Origin of the sequence: Campylobacter sp. BCW_4338 (genome assembly GCF_001763255.1) — a bacterium.
GTDB lineage: Bacteria > Campylobacterota > Campylobacteria > Campylobacterales > Campylobacteraceae > Campylobacter_D > Campylobacter_D jejuni.
Map to the genome: position 1 here is coordinate 1 of NZ_MJYJ01000015.1, position 21,115 is coordinate 21,115.

Below are 21,115 nucleotides of genomic sequence, written 5' to 3' on the forward strand. Positions count from 1 at the left end.
AATGATAACTCAAACTATAATTCTATACTTTCACAAGCAAAAGCTAATAAAGAAAGTAAAGAAAATTCTAAAATAAGTTTTGCTAATGCTTTTTTAAAACAAAATGCTAGTAAGTTAAATGAAATTCAAAATGCAAATTCACAAACTCTAGCAAGAAGTGAAGTATTAAATTCTACTAATACAACAAATACTAGCAATAATACTAATTTTAGTATAAGTAGTAAGACAAGTTCTCCTAATTATGATATATCAAGTGAATTTAAAAACTCTATTTATACTCTAAAATACAAACAAGCAGATATAAGTAATACTTCTACTAATACAGCCTATGGTTATAGTGTAGATAAAAATGGCTATATGGGAAGTGATTTTAACAAAGCTGCAGGATTACCTGAAGATTTTAAAATACATAAATCTACTTTGGATGAGATAGAAAGATTTAATCAAAATGGTATGGCTAGTGAAACCAGTGGAAACTATTATGATAGTTTTGATATGGCTTCTATTGTTAAATCCCATTATAATAGTTTTAATCAAGTAATCAGTGCATTTCCAAATAATAAAACAAGTTTTAGCGAAGCTGATTTAGAGCAATTACCAAAAGGACTAAATTATGGTCGTAATGAAAACAAAGAAAAAATTGTAAAAAATATATTTAATGCGGAACAATTTCACGAAGCACAAGCGATTAAGTATTCTACTATGAATTTGGGTATGAACCTTATGAAACTTGACTTTTCTCCACAAAGTATGGAGCAAGGACCTTCAAATGAAGGTGAATTTAATCCTGATATGTCAGTTTATCCACAAAATGAAGATGGAAGTTATTCTAAGGAAGCTTTATTTATGAGCTTTTTAAAATCCTATCCACCTTTTCCATCTCCAAATCAAGTTGTTTTGAGTCCTGAAGCAAAAGTTCGTGAAGCAAAACTTGAGCTAGAAATGAAAGCAAATCCTTCTTTTAGTGTTTCCTTAGACGACATTATGACGGGCAAGGTTGATTTTGCAAGTTTATTAAAAGGCTATGCACAAGATGGCTGGCTTGATGCGAGTATATACGCAATGGAAACAGGAGCTAAATGGCAAAATATATACATAGGCAATGGTGGAGCTTGGTTTGATAATCAGTTTAATCAAGCAAAGGCTAACGGCTGGAAAGCAAGTAGTGAAAGTATCAATTCTTATGTTAATTCTATAATGGATAGACTTAATAATCTTATAGGACAAACTAGGGTTTAGGAAGTATTTGCACGAAGTCAAATTGAAAATGATGACATTTGCAAATACTTATACGAATCACATAAAACTAGGCGCATCGTTTGAAAAGAGTATTAAATCTCCGTTTTTTGTTTCTTTAGCTAGAGTTTGAACTAGCTGGCTTTTTTCTTTAAGTATAATGGTTTTTATTTTTAACTCTTTTTTGAAAATTTCAGCATTGATTTGTGCGCTAATGATAGCAAGATCAAAACACTCATTGATGATTTTAGCAAGTTTTATATTTTCTTCTTCGCTTACTTCTACTATACCAGGACTTACTAAAACTTTGCGTCCTTTATAGCTTTTACAAAGTTCATAGCTTGTGCTCATACCTTTAAAATTTCCATTAAAACCATCATCTATGATAAATTTAGGCTCTCTTGAAAGCACTTGCAAGCGATGTTCTACGGAGTTTATATTTAAAACTTGCTTTTGAATTTTTTCTAGTTTTATACCAAGATAATGAGCACAAAGTATACAAACACAAAGATTTTGCGCGTTAAAATCCCCTAAAATTTGACTTTTAAAATCATAGGATTTATTTTCTATATCGACTTTAAATTCTAAACCTTCAAGACTTGAATGAATAAGATTTAATTTATCATCATAAAGGCTGATGAGTTTATCTTCTTCTTTTTGGGTGCTAGAGTGTAAAAAAGCCTTTTCTAATCTTTTGGAATTTAAGGCTTCAAGTTTGGTTGAGCGGATATTTTCAACACTTTTAAAATACTCTAAATGTGCATTGCCTATCTCTCCTACTATGCTGATGTGAGGTTGTAAAAAACGAGTGATTTCATCAATATCGCCTTTAAGTCTAGCACCTGCTTCAGCTATGTAAATTTGAGTATCTTGGCTTAAATTGGTATTGATATCAGCAATTATACCTAGCAAGGTATTGACAGAGCGTGGTGTTTTGTAGCTTTTAAAGTTATCTTTTAAAAGTTCGTATAGAAAATTTTTAATACTTGTTTTTCCAAAACTTGCGGTAATGAGTATGATTTTTAAATTTTCATTGGCTCTTAGTTTGGCTTTGGCTTGTTTTTTATAATATAAATTTGTAAAAAACTCATAAATTTTAAGACTCAATAAAGCAAAAGGAAGACTAAAAAGATTAAAAAGAAAAGAAAAACGCAAAGCAAGGATAGCAAAAATAGCATTATAAACAAAAACAAAAACAAAAAACCATTTGACCTTGCTTGTAAAAACAAGCTTTTTATCTATACCTTTGTTCCAAAAGTACAAAATCGAAGTATGGATCAATGCAAAATATGCCAAAGAGTATAAAGGAAAAGCTAAGAATAAAAAATAAGGAATAAATAAAAAATACAAATGCCACAAAGGTTTATGATAATGAAAAAACACGCGCTTAAATTTATAAGAATACCATTGTAAAGCACTCATAAGATAAAAAGCTATACAAAAATTAAAAAATAAAGAATTGATAAAATAAAGAGTATTGATAAGCATTTAAATTTCCTTAATTTTTTGAGCTATGAAAGCAGAATGTTTTAAAAAGAAAAAATGATCCCCCTCTAAAGGATAAAAAGTGCTATTTTTTAAAAATTGATGCATTTTCTCGCCACAATATAAAGGCGTAGCTTCATCGCTTTTTCCCCAAAAAATCAAACTTTTAGCCTTTTGCTTGGCAAAAATTTCACTAAAATCCTCATCAACAACCTTTTTAAAGGTTTCATACATCATAGGACTAAGATTTGCTCCATCTTTACTAGCAAAATAGCGATAAAATTTCCCCAAACCAAAGAGTTTTAAAATTTTAAAAATACGGATTTTAAAACGCACTTTTAGGGATTTTTTAGCCAAAATTCCCGCACTTGAAAGTAAGATTAGGATGTCTTTTTCTTTTGCGAGCAGGGTGCTTACTTTTCCACCAAAAGAATGCCCCATGAAAAAACAGATATTGAGTTTTTTTTGTTTTAAAAAAAGTTCTGTGATATTGGCATAATCTTGAGTGTTTAAAATTTCTTCCACACTTGAATTTCCAAAACCTGCTAAATCCATATAAATTTGACAAAAATCTTTTAAAAAAGGACAAAAACTTTGCTTCATAAGTTCTTTATTAGCTCCCCAGCCGTGTAAGATAAGTATTTGCGGTAAGGAAAGATCACCTAAAATTTCATAAGAAATTTGATAAGTTTTGTTTTTATAAGAAAGTTGAGTTTGAGCCATTTTAAGCCTTTTGATTTTTGTAGATATTTTCTAAAAGTTGCATGGCGTTTTGTAAGCGTTCAAATTCTTTCATACTAAGCATTACAGCTTCAAATTTGTTATTTTTTAAAATAACTATTTTTCCACTTTCACTTTTTTTAAGTTTTTCCATAATGGGGCTAAAATTTCTTACCACTTCAGTGGCAGTGTAAATTTCATCTTGTTTAAAAGAGAGCATTTTTCTTCCTAAAATACGCTAAATTTTATGTATAATTTAGCGTATTTTGACTTAAAAGCTTATAATTTTCCTTTTTGTCCGTTGATGGAGTGAAGGAAGTTGTAGTTGATTTTTATCATTTTTTCAAGTGAAATTTGATCAGCTAAAGCGTTTAAAGTGGTATTAAAATCTTTAAAAAGATAATTAGCCAAAGAACCAGGATTTGGGTTGATTTCATTTAAATATACTTCATTATCCAGTATAAAAAAATCGCAGCGTATTAAAGCACCTTTAAACAAAGGATTGTAAATCTTTTTAAAGCTATCTTTGAGTTTTTCTTTTAATTCTTCGCTTAAATCTGCTTCTATAAGCTCATTGTGTCCTGAAAAGCTAAGATATTTTTGTTCAAAGTCTAAAAATTCTTTTTTCTTTGGCTCTTCTATGATAGAAAAAACAAACTCATCATTGATCATGCATCCTGCAAGATTGTATTCTTTGATATTGTTTTTAAATTCTTCTACTACAAGATCATTATCAAATTCAAAACCTACATCTTTGGCGTATTCTAAATCTTTTTCATCTTTTACTATGCTAATACCTATACTACTTCCAAGTCTTGCAGGTTTGATAATGCAAGGAAAACTAAGCTTTTCTTTAGAGTTTTGATTTTTTCTTAGCATGGTATAATCAAGTGTTTTTACTCCAACGCTTTTGGCATAAAGTTTGGTAAGTTCTTTGTTAAAAGATAATACACTAGCTTCAAGCCTAGGTCCTATAAATTTAATAGAATAAAACTCAAATAAAGCTGCAATTTTTCCATCTTCTCCATCTCTACCATGGATAAGATTGATCACGCATTCGCACTCTAGTTTATTTTCTTTTAAAAAACCTTTGCTAAAAAAACCTCCTTGTTTGATGAAGAGTTCTTTTTCTTTTTTATAAGCTTTGGTGCTAAAAGTTTTAGAATTTATTTTTTCACTTGGGATATGATAAAACCTTCTTTTTTCATCGCAAAAAATAAATTCTAAATTTTGATTGATAACTTTTTTAAGTACCACAGCACTTACTATACTGATCTCATGTTCATAAGAATTTCCGCCAAAAAGTATTGCAAATTTCATTTTATTCCTTTATCCTAGTTTTTTAAGAGCTTCTTTGATGAGTTCGCTTGTGCTTGTTGCTTGAGCACTTGCTAAAACACTTATGATTTTTTCTTGTTTAAAGCCTAGAGTAAGAAGTGCGGCTAAGGCTTCGCTTTTATCATCGCTTACATTTTCAAGTTTGGTTTTTGTGTCAGAAAGTTCTACTATAATGCGTTTTGCACTTTTTGGACCTATGCCAGGTACTTTTTTAAGCACACTTTCATCGCCTAAACTTAATGCTCTGTAAAAAGAATTTACATCAAGACTAGAGCATACTGCCATAGCAGTATTTGCACCCACTCCATTGACTTTTAAAAGCATTTCAAACATTTTTTGCTCGTCCTTATCCAAGAAACCATAAAATTTATTAGAATCTTCTTTGATGATTTGAGTAATAAAAAACTCATGCTTTTCTTGAGTTTGAATTTTAGCAGAACAAAAAAGCGAAATAAATATCCCATAGCTTAAACCACTAGCGCATTTAACAATGATAAAAGTAGGTTCTTTTTTTGTGATTATTCCTTCGATGCCGACAACCATGCTATATCCTTTTCTTCATAATCTAATTTTTTATGTATTTCTATACTTTCTTGGTTGTTTTGTATGACTTTTTTAATGCCTATAAATTTAGCACTTTCATTAACAAATGAAGAGTAAAAAATATCTTCTTTAGGCTCTAGAAGTGAAAATTTGATCTCATTCATATCAGTCCATTTGCCACTTTTATTTATAAAAGTTGCTTCAAAAAGCATTTTTTGTAAATTGATTAATTCTAATTGTAAAGATTTTTTGCGTTCAAGAAGTTCTTTTTCTTCATTTTGTAGTTTATTTAATTCAAGATTTTGTAAAGAGAAATCTTTTAGGGCTTTTTCGTATTGTACAGGAACATTTTGACCTTGATTTTTAAGTTCTGTTATCTTTTTTTCAACGCTTAAAATTCCATTTTTACTTGATAAAATGTATTGTCTTATTTTATTTATTTTATGATTTAACTTAGAAATTTGCTCTCCTAAAATCGCAAATTCTTCATCATAATTTTTATCAAGAGTTTTAATTTTAGCATGAAATTTATTGTTATCCCCGTTAATGCGTTCTATTGTGGTGTTTTCAAAAAACACACAAGAATTATTACTTTCTAAATTTTCTATATAGATTTTATCAGCTTGTATATTTCCGCCTAAACTTTTTTTAATTCTCACTTCTTTGGCTTTGATTGTTCCACCTTCGAGCAAATCTATATTTAAAATTTCGGCTTCCGCAAATCCTCTATGAGTTTTTATATAGGCTTGTTTGGCTTGAATTTTGGCTTTAGAGTGTGTAGTGCCTTCAATTTTCATTTTGGTGGCATTAAGTTGAGTGTTGCTTCCTACGCTTCCGACTACATTTAATTCTTCACATTCTATCCCAACACCAGAATTTACAGCATCTTTTACTTCTGAAAGAAATTTTATATTGATTTTGACATTTTTGTCTAGTCCAGCTCTTATAATCCCTATATTTTTAAAATCTACCCCATTAAAATCTAGTTCATTGGCAATATCAAATTTTTCACCATCTTGTACTACATAACCTTTTTTTAAAGCTATATATTCTGTGTATCCATCTTGCTCTACTTGTTTAAAAGCCGAAGAACAAGAAAATTTAACTTTATTTTCATTTGCGGCTAAAACTTTTAAGGTGTGTAAATTTAAGTCTTTTCCTTCTTTACCTTGTTTAAATTTGGCGTGTTTTAAAACAACTTCATTTTCATCAACAACAATAATACCTGAGCGTTTTTCATCGATAGTGTAGTTTTTGGTTTTTTCTTTATAAGTCAAGATCAGGGATTCATCTTGACTTTCTATAGGATCAATACCTTGTGCAACGGTGATTTGTATAGTTTTATTTAAAGGGGTGTTTTTATGTTGATTGCAAAAAGACATTAAATTTTTCTTAAAATCAAAAATGCGGATACCTATTAAAAATTTAAGTTTCAACATCTTTTTATAAATATTTTGCAAAAGTTCTAGTGCTAGTTTTTCATGAAAGTCTAAATTTGCAAAATCAATTTGAGCAACTATTTTGGTTAAATTTTTATTCGCAACTAGTTTGACTGCTTGAGATGCTTTGCTTTGGTTTATACCATGGAAAATTTCTATTTTGTATTCTTGCTTGATTTGAAGATCATTTTTTAAAAAAATTTCATCTTTATCAAAAAGAGTTAATTCTTTTTCAGAGATTTTTTCCCATTCTAAATCTCCAAAACGATATTGTGTAGAAAATGCCAATAAATTAAAATCAAGCTCATTTAAGTTAAGGTTTGTTCGTGAAGCTACACTTAAAAGCTCTCGAGCTGGATTTTCTGTATAGGCAATAATTTTTTCATCCAAAGTCAAAACTTTCCCCTTGTAAAAAATTAAGAATGTAATTATAGTCAATTTTTAATCAATTTTAGTTAAAATAGTTCTCTTTATATTTTGAAATCTATGAAAAATTTAATGAAGAGTTTAGTATTTAAAAATTTTATTATCAATGCTTTAGGAATTTTATTTTCAAGAATTTTAGGGCTTGCTAGAGATGTTTTAATAGCGCTTTTTTTAGGAGCAGGGCTTTATAGTGATATTTTTTTTGTGGCTTTAAAAATGCCTGCTTTTTTTAGAAGAATTTTTGCAGAAGGGGCTTTTGGACAAAGCTTTTTGCCTAATTTCGTAAAAGCGAAAAAAAAGGGAGCTTTTTGCGTTAGTGTAATGATGCAATTTAGCCTTATAGTTTTTTTATTTTGTCTTTTGGTAAGTTTTTTCTCTTCTTTTTTTACCAAGCTTTTTGCTTTTGGATTTAACGCAGATACTATAGCTTTAGCAGCTCCTTTGGTAGCGATTAATTTTTGGTATTTGTTTTTTATTTTTTTAGTTACTTTTTTAGGAGCTATTTTAAATTATAGACAAAAATTTTTCATTACCTCTTTTTCTGCGGCATTATTCAACTTAAGTATTGTTATAGCTGCTTTTTTTGTGGATAAAAATGCACCGCAAAATACACTTTATTATTTTTCTTATGCAACGGTTTTAAGTGGGGTGGCACAGCTTATTTTACATTTGCTTGTTTTAAAAAACAATCCTGTAATCCGTGCTATGGCTTTAAGTATAAAATTTAAAAAAGCCAAGGCGAAATTACAAGGTTTTTATGGCAATTTTTTTCATGGAGTTTTAGGTTCTTCTGCGACTCAATTTAGCTCATTGCTTGATACAACTATAGCTAGTTTTTTAATGAGCGGGAGTATTTCTTATCTTTATTATGCAAATCGTGTCTTCCAACTCCCCCTTGCACTTTTTGCTATCGCTCTAACTCAAGTTTCTTTTCCAAAAATTTTAAAACATTTAAAAAGTGGTCAAGAAAATTTAGCCTTAAAATTTATGCAAAGAGCATTAGCGCTTTTAAGCATTTTGCTTATTGCTTCTAGTATTGTAGGTTCTGTGTTTGCTTTGGAAATTTCAAAGCTTTTATTTGAAAGAGGAAATTTCACTCACGAAGATAGTGTGATTACGGCTTATGTTTTGATTGCTTATCTTATAGGGCTTTTACCTTTTGGTTTGCAAAAGCTTTTTTCTTTGTGGCTTTATGCAAAATTTAAACAAAAAATAGCAGCTTGTATCGCGTTAAAATCTTTAATTATCAGTGCTTTATGTTCTATGGCTTTTATATTTTTGATTAAAGATGAAAGTTTAAAGGTTATTGCAGTAGCACTTTCAAGCTCTATTAGTGCTTTTTATTTGCTTGGAGCTAATATCAAAGAATTTGGTTTTAAGAAATTTTTTGCTTTAATATCTATTAAAATTTGCTTATTGGTTATAGTTGCTTTGATTGTTTTTACAATCTTACTTATTTTGATTAAACCTTATATTTTAAGTTTTTTTATAGGAATTTTTACAAGTTTTAAAGGAGTTTTTTAATGAGATTATTAGACAGTGTAACAAAAGAGAAAATAAAACTTGATAAAAAAGATATTAGTATTTACTTATGCGGGCCTACGGTTTATGATGATGCACATTTAGGACATGCAAGAAGTGGTGTTTGTTTTGATCTTTTGCGTAGGGTTTTGCTTGCTCAGGGCAATAGGGTAAAATTTGCTAGAAATTATACAGATATTGATGATAAGATTTTGAAAAAAATGGCTCAAAGTGGTCAAACTTTAGAGGAAATTACGGAATTTTATATCAAAAGTTATGAAGAGGATATGAGGATTTTAAATGTATTAGATCCCGATTTTAAGCCTCGTGCAACGCATTATATAACAGCTATGCTTGATTTGATTAAAAAGCTTGCCAAGGATGGGTTTGTTTATACTCTAGAAGATGGAATTTATTTTGATACAAGTAAAGATGAAAAATATTTAAGCCTATCAAATCGCAATTTAGAAGAAAATATCTCTCGTTTAAGTAATGAAGTGCAAAAAAGAAATGAAAGCGATTTTGTGCTTTGGAAATTTGATGAAAATTTTTACGAAAGTGAATTTGGCAAAGGGCGTCCGGGTTGGCATACTGAATGTGTTGCTATGATTGATTCTATTTTTGAAAATACTCTTGATATACATGCTGGAGGGATAGATTTGCTTTTTCCTCATCATGAAAATGAGGCTGCGCAATGTCGTTGTGGATGTAAGAGAAAATTAGCAAATATTTGGCTTCACAATGGTTTTGTAAAAATCGATGGTGAAAAAATGAGTAAAAGTTTAAATAATAGTTTTTTCATAAAAGATGCTTTAAAAGAATTTATGGGCGAGGCTCTAAGATTTTATCTTTTGAGTTCTCATTATAGATCTCATTTTAATTATTCTTTATCGGATTTAGAAAATGCTAAAAAACGTTTAGATAAATTTTATCGCCTTAAAAAAAGATTGGATTTAGGTGAAATTTCTGATTTTGATGTTTTAAATGATATTGAAATAAAAAGCGAAATTGCTAAGCAAATTTTAGAGATTTTAAATGATGATTTAAATATTTCTAAAGCCTTAGCTCTTTTGGATGATTTTATAAGTAATGCAAATTTAGAGTTGGATAAAGAAAGCAAAAATAAAATTTTAAAACAAAATATCAAAAAAGCTTTAAGTGAGCTAGCTAAAATTTTTGGCTTTGGTTTTATGGATACAACTTTATATTTTCAATGGGGTGTAGGCAAAGAAGAACGAGAAGAAATTGAAAAGTTAATTTTAGAACGAACTGAGGCTAAGAAAAACAAAGATTTTAACACAGCTGATGCAATAAGGGAACAACTAAGTAATAAAAAAATCACTCTTTTAGATACTCCAAATGGAACAATTTGGGAGAAAATAAATGCATAATGAGATGAATTTAAAAGAGGTTTTAATACGCTTTAAGCCCTTTTATAAAAGATATTGGAAGCAATTTGCTATAGCTATTTTTGGTATGATTTTAGCAAGCGGAGGAACTGCTGGAAGTTTTTATGCTTTAGAGCCTATTTTAAATTATATTTTCGTTGAAAAAAATGAAGCTTTACTTTATACAGTGCCTTTTTTGCTAGTATTGATGTATTTTTTTAAAAATCTTGGAACTTATTTGCAAAGTTTTTATGTTTCCTTTATAGGAACAGATATGTTAAGAGTATTGCGTGCTAGGGTTTTAAAAAATATTTTACGCTTGGATATGGATTTTTTTAAACGCTATAGAAGTGGGGAGCTTGTAAGTCGTTGCACTAATGATATTAATGCGCTTCAAAGCATAGTATCAAACATTATTCCTGATTTTTTTAGAGAGCTTTTAACTGCTATAGGACTGCTTGCGGTAGTCTTGTATCAAAGTCCTACTTTGGCTTTTTTTGCTTTAGTGATTTTGCCTTTAGCTATTTTCCCTTTGGTGTGGTTTGCTAAAAAACTTAAAAAATATGCAAGAAATATACAAGAAACAAATTCGGATTTACTTTCTTATTTGGGTGAAATTTTTTCAAATATTGAATTGATCAAAGCTAATGATAATGAAAAAAAAGAAAGTGATAAATTTGCTAAGCATAATGATACTTTATGTAAATTAAACCTAAAATCCGCACGTATTGATGCACTTACAAGTCCTTTAATGGATATGATGGGCTCTGTTGGGGTTGCTGTGGTGATTATTGTAGGGGGTAGAGAGGTTATCAATGGTTCTATGAGTGTGGGAAGTTTTATCAGTTTTGTTTCGGCACTTTTTGCGATATATACTCCTTTAAAGCGTCTTTCGTCTTTATATGGAAAACTTCAAGGTGCTGTTGCGGCAAGTGAAAGAACTTTTTATTTATTGGATTTAGAACCTCAAATTAAAGGTGGAAGCAAAGAATTAAAAAACATTGAAAAAATTAGCTTTGAAAATGTTGAATTTGCTTATGAAAACCCGCATAAAAGTGTTTTAAAAGGCGTAAATTTTGATTTTGTTAAAGGGCAAATGCTTGCTCTTGTAGGGACAAGTGGGGGTGGTAAATCTTCTATTATTAATCTTTTGATGTATTTTTATGAAAAGCAAAAAGGTAAAATTTTACTCAATCAAGAAGATATTAGTACTTTTACCATAGAAAGCTTACATGCTAAAATAGGACTTGTAACACAAAATATTTATCTTTTTAATGATAGTTTTGCTGCAAATATTGCTTATAGCGAAGAGTTAGAAGAAGAAAAAGTTATCCAAGCTTTAAAATTGGCCAATGCCTATGAATTTGTTAAAGAAATGGGCGGGATTTGGGCTGAAGTAAAAGAACATGGTAAGAACTTAAGTGGAGGGCAAAAACAAAGAATAGCAATCGCTAGAGCTTTATATAAAAATCCTGATGTGCTTATTTTTGATGAAGCAACTTCAGCTTTGGATAATGAAAGTGAAAAAGCAATAGTTAAAACTATAGAAAACTTAAAACAAGGCAGATTGATTTTAGTGGTTGCACATCGTTTAAGCACTATAGAAAATGCAGATAAAATAGTAGTATTGGATAAGGGCAAGGTATTGGCAATAGGTAAAGATGAAGAGCTTTTGCAAACTTGTTCTTTATACCAAAAATTTAAAAGCAAAGAAAAAACAAAGCCTAGCTTTAGTTAATTTTAGTTAGAATTTTAAAAAGGATTAAAAAATGGCTTATGAAATGATAAAACCTTTACTTTTTAAGTTAAACCCTGAGCATGCACATGCTTTGGTTGAATATAGCTTAAGAGCTTTAAGTGCCAGTTTTCCAGGAGCTTTAAGTTTTTTAGCACACAAATATATAGTTGATGATGAGAGTTTAAGACAAAATTTACTTGGACTTGATTTTAATAATCCTGTAGGTTTAGCAGGAGGCTTTGATAAAAATGCCACTATGATAAGACCTTTGAGTGCTTTAGGATTTGGCTTTTTAGAAGTGGGAACTTTTACTCCAAAACCTCAAGAAGGCAATGAAAAGCCACGTCTATTTAGACTTGTAAAACAAGAAAGTATACAAAATGCTATGGGTTTTAACAACGAAGGTGCTGAAAAGATTGCTTTAAGGCTTGCAAAAACTTATCCTTTTGTTTTGCCTTTAGGGGTAAATATAGGGAAAAATAAAATCACTCCAAATGACAAAGCCTTGGAGGATTATTTTACTTTGTTTAGAGATTTTAAGGATTTGTGTGATTATTTTATCGTTAATATCTCATCTCCTAATACTAAAAATTTAAGAGAGTTGCAAAATGATGATTTTTTAAATACCTTGCTTGAAGAAGCCAAAAAAATCACTTCTAAGCCTATTTTGATAAAAATTGCTCCTGATATGAAAATAGATGATGCTTTAAATTTATGTGAAAATGCCATTAAAAAAGGTGCAGATGGGTTTATATTAGCCAATACCAGTGTTGATTATAGCTTGTTAGATAATAATCGTACTTTTGGTGGTATTAGCGGAAGGCTGATTACGGAAAAAAGTGGTATTTTTTTCAAAGAAGTAGCTAAGATTCTTTTTGGTAAAACCTTGCTTATTGCAAGTGGAGGGATTGATAGTGCTGATATTGCTTATGAGCGTATTAAAAATGGGGCTAATTTGGTGCAAGTTTATACAGCTTTGATTTTTAAAGGTCCTTCTTTGGTAAAAAATATCAATCAAAATCTTATAGAGCTTTTAAGAAAAGATGGTTTTTTACACATTAGCGAAGCTGTTGGGGTAAATTTAAAATGATTGCTTATGAAAAAATTCAATTAAAAAACAAGCTTGAAGTTTATGCTTTGCCTGTAAATAAAAATAGCGATGTGATTAGCGTTGATATTTTTTATAAGGTGGGTTCAAGAAATGAGATCATGGGAAAAAGTGGCATAGCTCATATGTTAGAACATTTAAATTTTAAAAGTACTAAAAATTTAAAAGCTGGCGAATTTGATGAGATTGTTAAGGGTTTTGGTGGTGTGGATAATGCAAGCACAGGTTTTGACTATACTCATTATTATATTAAATGTGCGAAGAAAAATTTAGATAAAGCTTTAGAGCTTTTTGCGGAACTTATGGCGAATTTAAATTTAAAAGATGAAGAATTTCAGCCTGAAAGAGCAGTGGTTTTAGAAGAGCGTAGATGGAGAACAGATAATAATCCTTTGGGATATCTTTATTTTAGACTTTTCAATCACGCATTTATGTATCATCCTTATCATTGGACTCCTATAGGTTTTTTTAAGGATATAGAAAATTGGAGCATTGAAGATATTAAAGAATTTCACAGTATTTACTATCAACCTAAAAATGCGATTTTACTTGTAAGTGGCGATATAGAAAGTAAAGAAGTTTTTGAGCTTTCAAAAAAACATTTTGAAAAGATTAAAAATACTAAGACTATACCTAAAATTCACACAAAAGAGCCTAAGCAAGATGGAGCAAAAAGAATATATTTGCATAAAAACTCAGATACTGAACTATTAGCCCTTGCTTATAAAATTCCAAATTTCAAGCACAAAGATATACCTGCTTTAAATGCTTTATCCGAGCTTTTAGGAAGTGGAAAAAGTTCTTTAATGAGTGAAATTTTGATTGATAAATTAAATTTAATCAATGATTATTATGCTTATGTTAATGATTGTATAGATGAAAATTTATTTATTTTTATTTGTAATTGTAACCCCAATGTTAATGCAGAAAAAGTAGAAAAAGAGCTTTTAAAAATCATTGATAAACTTAAAATGGGTAAAATTTCTCAAAAAGATTTGCAAAGAGTGAAAAATAATGTCAAAAGTGATTTTATTTTCTCACTTAACAATGCTAGTGCAGTGGCAAATATTTATGGTTCATATCTAGCAAGAGGGGATATCGATCCTTTGTTAAATTATGAGAAAGATATACAAAATTTGGAATTAAAAGATTTGATTTCTTGTGCTAAAAAATATTTTATTCAAGAAAATTCAACTACGGTAATTCTAAGAAAGGATTCAAATGGATAAAAATATTATTATTGGGGCAATGACGGCCCTTATTACACCGTTTAAAAATGGAAAAGTTGATGAGCAAAGTTATGCAAGATTGATTAAAAGACAAATAGAAAATGGCATCGATGCAGTAGTTCCAGTAGGAACAACAGGAGAAAGTGCAACTTTAACTCATGAAGAACATAGAACTTGTATAGAGATAGCCGTTGAGACTTGCAAAGGAACTAAGGTTAAGGTTTTAGCAGGTGCGGGAAGTAATGCAACTCATGAGGCAGTGGGTTTGGCTAAATTTGCTAAAGAACATGGTGCTGATGGGATTTTAAGTGTGGCACCGTATTATAATAAACCTACACAACAAGGACTTTACGAGCATTATAAGGCTATTGCGCAAAGTGTAGATATTCCTGTGCTTTTATATAATGTTCCAGCAAGAACAGGTTGTGAAATTTCAACAGATACTATTATCAAGCTTTTTAGAGATTGTGAAAATATTTATGGAGTAAAAGAAGCGAGTGGAAATATCGATAAGTGTGTGGATTTGCTTGCACACGAACCTAGAATGATGCTTATTTCGGGAGAAGATGCGATCAATTATCCTATACTTTCAAATGGTGGAAAGGGAGTGATTTCAGTAACTTCAAATTTATTACCCGATATGATTAGCGCTTTAACTCATTTTGCTTTAGATGAAAATTATAAAGAAGCTAAAAAAATCAATGATGAGCTTTATAATATCAATAAAATTTTATTTTGCGAAAGTAATCCTATTCCTATTAAAACGGCTATGTATATAGCTGGATTGATAGAAAGTTTGGAGTTTAGACTTCCTCTTTGTCCTCCAAGTAAGGAAAATTTTGCTAAAATTGAAGAAGTGATGAAAAAATATAAGATCAAAGGATTTTAATGAATACAGAATTTCAAGGAAAAACTTTAGTAATCAGCGGTGGAACTCGCGGGATAGGCAAAGCTATAGTTTATGAATTTGCTAAAGTGGGTGCAAATATAGCTTTTACTTATAATTCTAATGCGCAAATTGCTGATGAAATGGTGCAAGATTTGGAGAAAAATTATAAAATCAAAGCTAGAGCTTATGAATTTAATATCTTAGAACCTGAAACTTATAAAGAACTTTTTGAAAAAATTGATGTGGATTTTGATAGGGTGGATTATTTTATCTCAAATGCTATCATTTCAGGACGTGCGGTTGTAGGTGGTTATACTAAATTTATGAAATTAAAACCAAAAGGAATTAATAACATCTTTACAGCCACAGTTAATGCTTTTGTTGTGGGTGCACAAGAAGCAGCTAAAAGGATGGAAAAAGTAGGGGGTGGAAGTATTATTTCTATCTCATCTACGGGAAATTTAGTGTATATAGAAAATTATTCAGGCCATGGTACAGCAAAAGCCGCTGTAGAAGCTATGGCAAGATATGCGGCTACTGAACTTGGAGAAAAAAATATCCGTGTAAATGTCGTAAGTGGTGGGCCTATTGAAACTGATGCTTTAAGAGCTTTTACAAATTATGAAGAAGTAAAACAGGCTACTATAAATTTGAGCCCTTTAAATCGCATGGGGCAGCCTGAAGATTTAGCCGGAGCATGTCTTTTTCTTTGTTCAAGTAAGGCAAGTTGGGTGACGGGACATACTTTCATCGTTGATGGTGGTACAACTTTTAAATAAAAATTAAGAAAAATCAATGGATTTTTCTTAAAAATATTTTTTAATCAAGTTTTAATTTCCACCCTAAAAAAACGCTTAATAATGCAAGTAAAAAAATAAAATTTAAGGTCCAATTACCAAAACCTATAAAACCTATAGACAATACACTATAAAAAAATCCCCCTACAGCTGAATAAATACAAATCGTACTTAAAGATCCATTTTCTGCCATTTTTTTACATGGGCAGATTTTGTAAAATTTTTTATCGTTAAATTGATTTTTCTTTTTATTTCCCAAAAATAAACCAAAAAGGGCAAAAAGATTTAAAAAAATAAAAGCATATAATAAAATTTGATCTAATTCCATTTTAAATATACCTTAAAAGTATCTGAGCCAAGAGGGTAAATGGACTTGTTCTTCTTTTAAAGTAGTCTCTTGTCCATGTCCTGGCAAAAGTTTAAAATCTTCTTTGTAAGTCATAACTTTCTCTAAGCTTTGTTTCATTAAATTTGCATCTGAATAAGGAAAATCCCATCTTCCTATGCTTCTATAAAATAAAAAATCTCCACTAAACATGATATTTTTACCTACAATTTCTATCATGGTGCAACCTGGTGTATGTCCTGGTAAAAAGTGAAATTTAAAGTCAAGTCCGCCTATAGAAATGATATTTTCATCATCAATCAAATAATCCGCTTTGCTAGGCATAAAACCTTGATTAAAAGGATCTTCAAGCATAAAAGCATCATTTTTATGAATATAAATGGGGATTTGATAGGCTTGTTTTACTTTTTCATTATCCCAAACATGATCGTAATGTCCGTGAGTGTTTAAAATTGCTAAAGGATTTTTTACATGTTTTTTGATGAAATTTAGTGCATCAAAACCAGGATCAATGATAATTTCTCCATGCTCACCAAATAAAATATAACAATTTGTCTCATAAGCTCCACAAGCTTGTTTGATAATTTGCATTTTTTACCTCTTTAATGAAAAATTTGCCTTAAATAAATATAATTATACATTAAATTTTTAAAAGGCAAGCTTTATGGATTGGCAAAAGATTACGGAAAAAATGTGTGATTTTATACAAGAAAAAGTGAAAAATTCTCAAAGTCAAGGTGTGGTTTTGGGGCTTAGTGGCGGGATTGATTCTGCTTTGGTAGCAACGCTTTGTAAAAGAGCTTTAAAAGAGAATGTTTTTGCTCTTTTAATGCCAACTCAAATTTCAAACAAAGCCAATCTTGAAGATGCTTTAAGGCTTTGTGCGGATTTAAATCTTGAATATAAAATCATAGAAATTCAAAGCATTTTAGATGCTTTTATAAAACAAAGTGAAAATACTACTCTAGTATCGTTAGGAAATTTTGCAGCTCGTATTAGAATGAGTTTGCTTTATGATTATTCTGCTTTGAAAAATTCTTTAGTCATAGGCACTTCTAATAAAAGCGAATTACTTTTGGGTTATGGTACGATTTATGGGGATTTAGCTTGTGCTTTTAACCCTATAGGATCGCTTTATAAAAGTGAAATTTATGCCTTAGCAAAATACCTTAATTTGCATGAAAATTTCATCAAAAAAGCTCCAAGTGCGGATCTTTGGGAAAATCAAAGCGATGAGGCGGATTTGGGTTTTTCTTATGTAAAAATCGATGAAGGTTTAAAAGCCTTAGAAACTAATGATGAAAAACTTTTAAGAACGCTTGATCCTTCTTTGATTGCTATGCTAAAAAATCGCATGCAAAAAAATGCTTTTAAGGGAAAAATGCCTGAAATTTTGGAAATTTAAACAATGAGTGAAGAAAAAAATTATGAACTTTGGCTTGATAATTATTTTTTTAAGCCCAATTTTTGGCAAAAATGCCTTGCTTTTGTACTTTTTCCCTTAAGTGTGCTTTATGCTTTTTTTGCGATTTTAAATACTTTTTTTCGTAAAAAAATAGTTTTTAAAAAGCCTGTTATTAGCGTTGGTAATTTAAGTTTTGGAGGTAATGGAAAAACCCCGCTTTGTAAAGCTATAGCAAGGGAATTTGATGGCGTTTTTATAGTGCTTAGGGGCTATAAAAGAAAGTCTAAAGGTTTGTTTGTTGTTAAAAATCAAAATGAAATTTTATGCACCTTAACACAAAGTGGCGATGAAGCTATGGAGTATGCTTTTGAAGAAAATATCAAAGGTGTGATTGTGAGCGAAGATAGAGTAAAAGGTATTGAAAAAGCTTTTGAATTGGGAGCTAAAATCGTTGTACTTGATGATGCTTTTTCTAAATTTCATATTAAAAAATTTGATATTTTACTTGAAAGCAAAATCAAACCTTATTTTAATTTTACCTTGCCAAGTGGAGCTTATCGTTTGCCAAAATTTTATGAAAAAAGGGCTGATTTTATTGCATTAGAAGGCAGGGATTTTGTGCGTTATTCTTTTGTAAAAGAAAATCCAAAGGCTGTTTTGGTAACTGCTATTGCTAAACCTTTTAGATTGCATGAGCATTTTATCAAAGCAAGGGCTTGTTATTTTTTTAAAGATCATTATGAGTTTAAAAAAGAAGAATTAGAAAATTTGCTAAAAAAACATAATTGCGATACACTAATGCTTACTTTTAAGGATTTTGTTAAAGTTAAAGATTTTGGTTTTAAATGTCAAATTATAGAATTAAATATAGAATTAAAAGATTCATTAAGGGAAAAAATAAAAACTTACATCAAGGAGTTTGAGCAATGAAATTAGTCGAGAGTAGAAATGTAAATAATATATCAAGTTTTAAGGAAGCTTTGATCAACCCAAACGCCCCAGAAGGAGGGCTTTACTCACCTTTAAATTTGCCTATTTTTGAAGGAGAAAAATATGCCAATTTGTCTTATAAAGATTTTGCTTTAAAGCTTATAGAAAGTTTTGGTTTTGGCGAAGAAGAGCTTTTTAAAAAGGCTTTGAAAAGTTACGAAAGCTTTGATGATAAAAATACACCTATTTCTTTGCAAAAAATCGCTGAAAAAACCTATATTAACGAGCTTTGGCATGGGCCTACAAGAGCTTTTAAAGATATGGCTTTACAGCCTTTTGGCGTGCTTTTAAGTGAATTTTCAAAGGATAAAAATATTTTAATTATTTGTGCTACAAGTGGCGATACAGGACCTGCAACCCTAAAAAGCTTTGAAAATGCAAAAAATGTTAAAGTAGCTTGTATGTATCCAAAAGGTGGCACAAGTGGAGTTCAAGAGTTGCAAATGCGAGCTTTAGATAAGGATAATTTGAAAGTTTTTGCTATAGATGAGGATTTTGACGCAGCGCAGCGCACTTTAAAAGAATTGCTTTTTTCAAAAGATTTTCAAAATGAAATTAAAGCTTTAAATTATGAGCTTTGCGCAGCAAATTCTGTAAATTTTGGGCGTATTTTATTTCAGATTATTTATCATTATTATGCGAGTTTAAAACTTTTTAATGAGTTTTTAGAAGAAGTACAAATCATCGTTCCAAGTGGAAATTTTGGCAATGCTTTAGGAGCTTTTTATGCTAAAAAAATGGGGGCTAAAATTTCAAAAATCAAAATCGCTTCAAATGCGAATAATATTTTGAGTGAATTTTTTAATCAGGGCGTTTATGATTTGCGTGAAAAAAGTCTTAAGAAGACTATTTCTCCAGCTATGGATATACTTATTTCATCTAATATTGAAAGACTTTTGTTTGCGAAATTTAAAGATAAAAGAACTAAAGAACTGATGAATTTGTTAAAAAATGAGAGATATTTTAAACTTGAAAAAGAAGAATTACAAAGTTTGCAAGAAGATTTTGAAGCAGATTTTTGCACCGATGAAGAATGTATGCAATTTATCAAACAAAGTAAAATTTTAATCGATCCGCATACCGCAACTTGTTTTAAAATGCTTGATCCTTTAAAACCTAGCATTATCACTTCGACAGCAGAATGGACAAAATTTACTCCAAGTATGATAAAAGCTTTATATGATAGGGATTCTAAGAATGAAAAAGAAGATTTAAAATTTATAGCTAAAGAGTTTAATGTCCAAGTTAAAGATGAAATTTTGGCTTTATTTGACTTGAAAAATAGCGATGAAAAGGTATTTGAAGCCAAAAATATAAAAAAAGAAATTTTAGATTGGATGCAAAAATGATTATTATTCCTGCAAGATTAAAATCAAGTCGTTTTCATGAAAAAATTTTATGCGATATAGGTGGAGTGCCTATGTTTGTAGCTACTGCAAGAAGAGTAAGTAGCGTGGATGAAGTTTGTATAGCTTTAGACGATGAAAAGGTTTTAAGTATCGCTAAAGAATATGGTCTAAATGCGGTTTTAACAAGCAAAGATCATGAAAGCGGTACGGATAGGATTAATGAAGCTTGTAAGAAACTAGCTTTAAAAGATGATGAGATTATTATCAATGTCCAAGCTGATGAGCCTTTTATAGAATGTGAAAATTTATTAAAATTTAAAGAATTTGCAAGTTCTTGCTTGGATAAAAAAGCTTTTATGGCGAGTTGTTATAAAAAAATCACTCAAGAAGAAGCTATGGATCCTAATCTGGTTAAAGTGCTTTGCGATAAAGAAGGGTATGCTTTGTATTTTTCAAGAGCTAAAATTCCTTATGAAAGAGAAAATTACGAGGAAAGTTTTAAAGGGCATTTAGGCATTTACGCTTATAGTGTCAAAGCTTTAAGAGAGTTTTGTTCTTTATCGAGTTCTGCACTTGAAAGAGCGGAAAAGTTAGAGCAATTAAGAGCTATAGAAAATGGTAAAAAAATCAAAATGCTTGAAATTTCAACAACAAGCATGGGGATTGATACTAAAGAAGACTATGAAAGGGCTTTAAAAATTTATTTAGAAAAATAACTCCACCCCAAAACGGAACAGATTTTGCTTATATTATTTTAATATATTTAGGTTGAAGGCAGAAAAATCTAAATTAAGGAATTAATATGAGTATCTTTAGTATTAATGATAACTCAAACTATAATTCTATACTTTCACAAGCAAAAGCTAATAAAGAAAGTAAAGAAAATTCTAAAATAAGTTTTGCTAATGCTTTTTTAAAACAAAATGCTAGTAAGTTAAATGAAATTCAAAATGCAAATTCACAAACTCTAGCAAGAAGTGAAGTATTAAATTCTACTAATACAACAAATACTAGCAATAATACTAATTTTAGTATAAGTAGTAAGACAAGTTCTCCTAATTATGATATATCAAGTGAATTTAAAAACTCTATTTATACTCTAAAATACAAACAAGCAGATATAAGTAATACTTCTACTAATACAGCCTATGGTTATAGTGTAGATAAA

General features: G+C 29.9%; 20 protein-coding genes and 1 pseudogene. 13 read left to right on the forward strand and 8 right to left on the reverse strand.

All coding sequences use genetic code 11. From position 1 onward, the window contains the following. On the forward strand, positions 1–1,239 hold a 1,239-nt coding region (locus AJN69_RS01515; RefSeq protein ID WP_148122940.1), incomplete at its 5' end, for a Cj0814 family flagellar-dependent secreted protein. A 57-nt stretch (positions 1,240–1,296) separates the two neighbouring features. Here the strand turns inward: AJN69_RS01515 and AJN69_RS01520 are convergent. From AJN69_RS01520 to AJN69_RS01545, 6 genes are read right to left on the reverse strand one after another with little or no spacing between them, the layout of a single operon-like run. Then, complete coding sequence (locus tag AJN69_RS01520; RefSeq protein WP_002881136.1) at positions 1,297–2,724, reverse strand: UDP-N-acetylmuramoyl-tripeptide--D-alanyl-D-alanine ligase; 1,428 nt, start codon at positions 2,722–2,724, stop codon at positions 1,297–1,299. After that, the gene (locus AJN69_RS01525) at positions 2,725–3,444 is read right to left on the reverse strand and encodes an alpha/beta fold hydrolase (RefSeq protein ID WP_002881137.1); all 720 of its coding nucleotides are present in this window, start codon (positions 3,442–3,444) and stop codon (positions 2,725–2,727) included. It lies immediately after the preceding gene. A 1-nt stretch (position 3,445) separates the two neighbouring features. After that, entirely contained in the window at positions 3,446–3,661 is a 216-nt protein-coding gene (locus tag AJN69_RS01530) for a type II toxin-antitoxin system Phd/YefM family antitoxin (RefSeq protein WP_002852622.1), read from the reverse strand. Between the two features lie 59 nt (positions 3,662–3,720). Then, a complete protein-coding gene (locus AJN69_RS01535) occupies positions 3,721–4,761 on the reverse strand; it encodes a D-alanine--D-alanine ligase (RefSeq protein ID WP_002881138.1) in 1,041 nt (346 codons plus the stop codon). Between the two features lie 9 nt (positions 4,762–4,770). Further along, positions 4,771–5,322 carry a Holliday junction branch migration protein RuvA gene (ruvA, locus tag AJN69_RS01540; protein WP_002881140.1) on the reverse strand — a complete coding sequence of 184 codons (552 nt, stop codon included), beginning with the start codon at positions 5,320–5,322 and terminating at the stop codon, positions 4,771–4,773. Continuing rightward, a complete protein-coding gene (locus tag AJN69_RS01545; RefSeq protein ID WP_070287811.1) occupies positions 5,298–7,157 on the reverse strand; it encodes a flagellar assembly protein A in 1,860 nt (619 codons plus the stop codon). The genes ruvA and AJN69_RS01545 overlap by 25 nt, the downstream gene beginning before the upstream one ends. 102 nt (positions 7,158–7,259) lie before the next feature. Between AJN69_RS01545 and murJ the strand changes: the two genes are divergently transcribed. Genes murJ through AJN69_RS01580 form a run of 7 tightly spaced genes read left to right on the forward strand, consistent with a single transcriptional unit; the run spans position 7,260 to position 15,839 of the window. Next, positions 7,260–8,711, forward strand: coding sequence for a murein biosynthesis integral membrane protein MurJ (gene murJ, locus AJN69_RS01550; RefSeq protein WP_044779412.1), 1,452 nt, complete (start codon positions 7,260–7,262; stop codon positions 8,709–8,711). Beyond that, the gene (gene cysS, locus AJN69_RS01555) at positions 8,711–10,099 is read left to right on the forward strand and encodes a cysteine--tRNA ligase (protein WP_070287809.1); all 1,389 of its coding nucleotides are present in this window, start codon (positions 8,711–8,713) and stop codon (positions 10,097–10,099) included. Before murJ ends, cysS begins: the two co-directional genes overlap by 1 nt. Beyond that, positions 10,092–11,834 (forward strand): ABC transporter ATP-binding protein, encoded by a 1,743-nt coding sequence (locus AJN69_RS01560; RefSeq protein WP_070287807.1) that lies wholly within the window; start codon positions 10,092–10,094, stop codon positions 11,832–11,834. Before cysS ends, AJN69_RS01560 begins: the two co-directional genes overlap by 8 nt. A gap of 31 nt (positions 11,835–11,865) precedes the next feature. Next, on the forward strand, positions 11,866–12,924 hold the full coding sequence (locus AJN69_RS01565; RefSeq protein ID WP_002872967.1) for a quinone-dependent dihydroorotate dehydrogenase: 1,059 nt from the start codon (positions 11,866–11,868) through the stop codon (positions 12,922–12,924). Beyond that, positions 12,921–14,171, forward strand: a complete 1,251-nt coding sequence (locus tag AJN69_RS01570) for a pitrilysin family protein (RefSeq protein ID WP_070287805.1) — start codon at positions 12,921–12,923, stop codon at positions 14,169–14,171. The genes AJN69_RS01565 and AJN69_RS01570 overlap by 4 nt, the downstream gene beginning before the upstream one ends. Next, positions 14,164–15,060 (forward strand): 4-hydroxy-tetrahydrodipicolinate synthase, encoded by an 897-nt coding sequence (gene dapA / locus AJN69_RS01575; protein ID WP_052834419.1) that lies wholly within the window; start codon positions 14,164–14,166, stop codon positions 15,058–15,060. Before AJN69_RS01570 ends, dapA begins: the two co-directional genes overlap by 8 nt. Further along, positions 15,060–15,839: an enoyl-ACP reductase gene (locus tag AJN69_RS01580; protein WP_002852476.1), complete on the forward strand. Its 780-nt coding sequence runs from the start codon at positions 15,060–15,062 to the stop codon at positions 15,837–15,839. The genes dapA and AJN69_RS01580 overlap by 1 nt, the downstream gene beginning before the upstream one ends. Positions 15,840–15,879: 40 nt before the next feature. Here the strand turns inward: AJN69_RS01580 and AJN69_RS01585 are convergent, their stop codons facing one another. Both AJN69_RS01585 and AJN69_RS01590 read right to left on the reverse strand, forming a co-directional pair. Next, a complete protein-coding gene (locus AJN69_RS01585; protein WP_002867958.1) occupies positions 15,880–16,185 on the reverse strand; it encodes a hypothetical protein in 306 nt (101 codons plus the stop codon). Between the two features lie 12 nt (positions 16,186–16,197). Beyond that, positions 16,198–16,794 carry an MBL fold metallo-hydrolase gene (locus tag AJN69_RS01590; RefSeq protein ID WP_070287803.1) on the reverse strand — a complete coding sequence of 199 codons (597 nt, stop codon included), beginning with the start codon at positions 16,792–16,794 and terminating at the stop codon, positions 16,198–16,200. A 73-nt stretch (positions 16,795–16,867) separates the two neighbouring features. Between AJN69_RS01590 and AJN69_RS01595 the strand changes: the two genes are divergently transcribed. From AJN69_RS01595 to AJN69_RS01615, 5 genes and pseudogenes are all read left to right on the forward strand, one after another. Then, positions 16,868–17,608, forward strand: a complete 741-nt coding sequence (locus AJN69_RS01595; RefSeq protein ID WP_002881149.1) for an NAD+ synthase — start codon at positions 16,868–16,870, stop codon at positions 17,606–17,608. 3 nt (positions 17,609–17,611) lie between these two features. Beyond that, positions 17,612–18,538, forward strand: coding sequence for a tetraacyldisaccharide 4'-kinase (locus AJN69_RS01600; RefSeq protein ID WP_002881150.1), 927 nt, complete (start codon positions 17,612–17,614; stop codon positions 18,536–18,538). Then, positions 18,535–19,947, forward strand: a complete 1,413-nt coding sequence (thrC, locus tag AJN69_RS01605; RefSeq protein WP_070287801.1) for a threonine synthase — start codon at positions 18,535–18,537, stop codon at positions 19,945–19,947. The genes AJN69_RS01600 and thrC overlap by 4 nt, the downstream gene beginning before the upstream one ends. Continuing rightward, complete coding sequence (gene kdsB, locus AJN69_RS01610; RefSeq protein ID WP_002856736.1) at positions 19,944–20,663, forward strand: 3-deoxy-manno-octulosonate cytidylyltransferase; 720 nt, start codon at positions 19,944–19,946, stop codon at positions 20,661–20,663. The genes thrC and kdsB overlap by 4 nt, the downstream gene beginning before the upstream one ends. A gap of 86 nt (positions 20,664–20,749) precedes the next feature. Beyond that, positions 20,750–21,115: pseudogene (locus AJN69_RS01615) on the forward strand (hypothetical protein); the annotation flags it as partial.

What these genes read in the sequence shown, in the direction of transcription:
- AJN69_RS01570 (WP_070287805.1), top strand. Translation starts at nt 12,921, where the DNA reads ATGATTGCTTATGAAAAAATTCAATTAAAAAACAAGCTTGAAGTTTAT.
- AJN69_RS01585 (WP_002867958.1), bottom strand. Translation starts at nt 16,185, where the DNA reads ATGGAATTAGATCAAATTTTATTATATGCTTTTATTTTTTTAAATCTT.
- AJN69_RS01520 (WP_002881136.1), bottom strand. Translation starts at nt 2,724, where the DNA reads ATGCTTATCAATACTCTTTATTTTATCAATTCTTTATTTTTTAATTTT.
- AJN69_RS01535 (WP_002881138.1), bottom strand. Translation starts at nt 4,761, where the DNA reads ATGAAATTTGCAATACTTTTTGGCGGAAATTCTTATGAACATGAGATC.
- AJN69_RS01595 (WP_002881149.1), top strand. Translation starts at nt 16,868, where the DNA reads ATGGATTGGCAAAAGATTACGGAAAAAATGTGTGATTTTATACAAGAA.
- cysS (WP_070287809.1), top strand. Translation starts at nt 8,711, where the DNA reads ATGAGATTATTAGACAGTGTAACAAAAGAGAAAATAAAACTTGATAAA.
- kdsB (WP_002856736.1), top strand. Translation starts at nt 19,944, where the DNA reads ATGATTATTATTCCTGCAAGATTAAAATCAAGTCGTTTTCATGAAAAA.
- AJN69_RS01560 (WP_070287807.1), top strand. Translation starts at nt 10,092, where the DNA reads ATGCATAATGAGATGAATTTAAAAGAGGTTTTAATACGCTTTAAGCCC.
- AJN69_RS01525 (WP_002881137.1), bottom strand. Translation starts at nt 3,444, where the DNA reads ATGGCTCAAACTCAACTTTCTTATAAAAACAAAACTTATCAAATTTCT.
- dapA (WP_052834419.1), top strand. Translation starts at nt 14,164, where the DNA reads ATGGATAAAAATATTATTATTGGGGCAATGACGGCCCTTATTACACCG.
- AJN69_RS01580 (WP_002852476.1), top strand. Translation starts at nt 15,060, where the DNA reads ATGAATACAGAATTTCAAGGAAAAACTTTAGTAATCAGCGGTGGAACT.
- AJN69_RS01530 (WP_002852622.1), bottom strand. Translation starts at nt 3,661, where the DNA reads ATGCTCTCTTTTAAACAAGATGAAATTTACACTGCCACTGAAGTGGTA.
- AJN69_RS01600 (WP_002881150.1), top strand. Translation starts at nt 17,612, where the DNA reads ATGAGTGAAGAAAAAAATTATGAACTTTGGCTTGATAATTATTTTTTT.
- ruvA (WP_002881140.1), bottom strand. Translation starts at nt 5,322, where the DNA reads ATGGTTGTCGGCATCGAAGGAATAATCACAAAAAAAGAACCTACTTTT.
- murJ (WP_044779412.1), top strand. Translation starts at nt 7,260, where the DNA reads ATGAAGAGTTTAGTATTTAAAAATTTTATTATCAATGCTTTAGGAATT.
- AJN69_RS01590 (WP_070287803.1), bottom strand. Translation starts at nt 16,794, where the DNA reads ATGCAAATTATCAAACAAGCTTGTGGAGCTTATGAGACAAATTGTTAT.
- AJN69_RS01565 (WP_002872967.1), top strand. Translation starts at nt 11,866, where the DNA reads ATGGCTTATGAAATGATAAAACCTTTACTTTTTAAGTTAAACCCTGAG.
- thrC (WP_070287801.1), top strand. Translation starts at nt 18,535, where the DNA reads ATGAAATTAGTCGAGAGTAGAAATGTAAATAATATATCAAGTTTTAAG.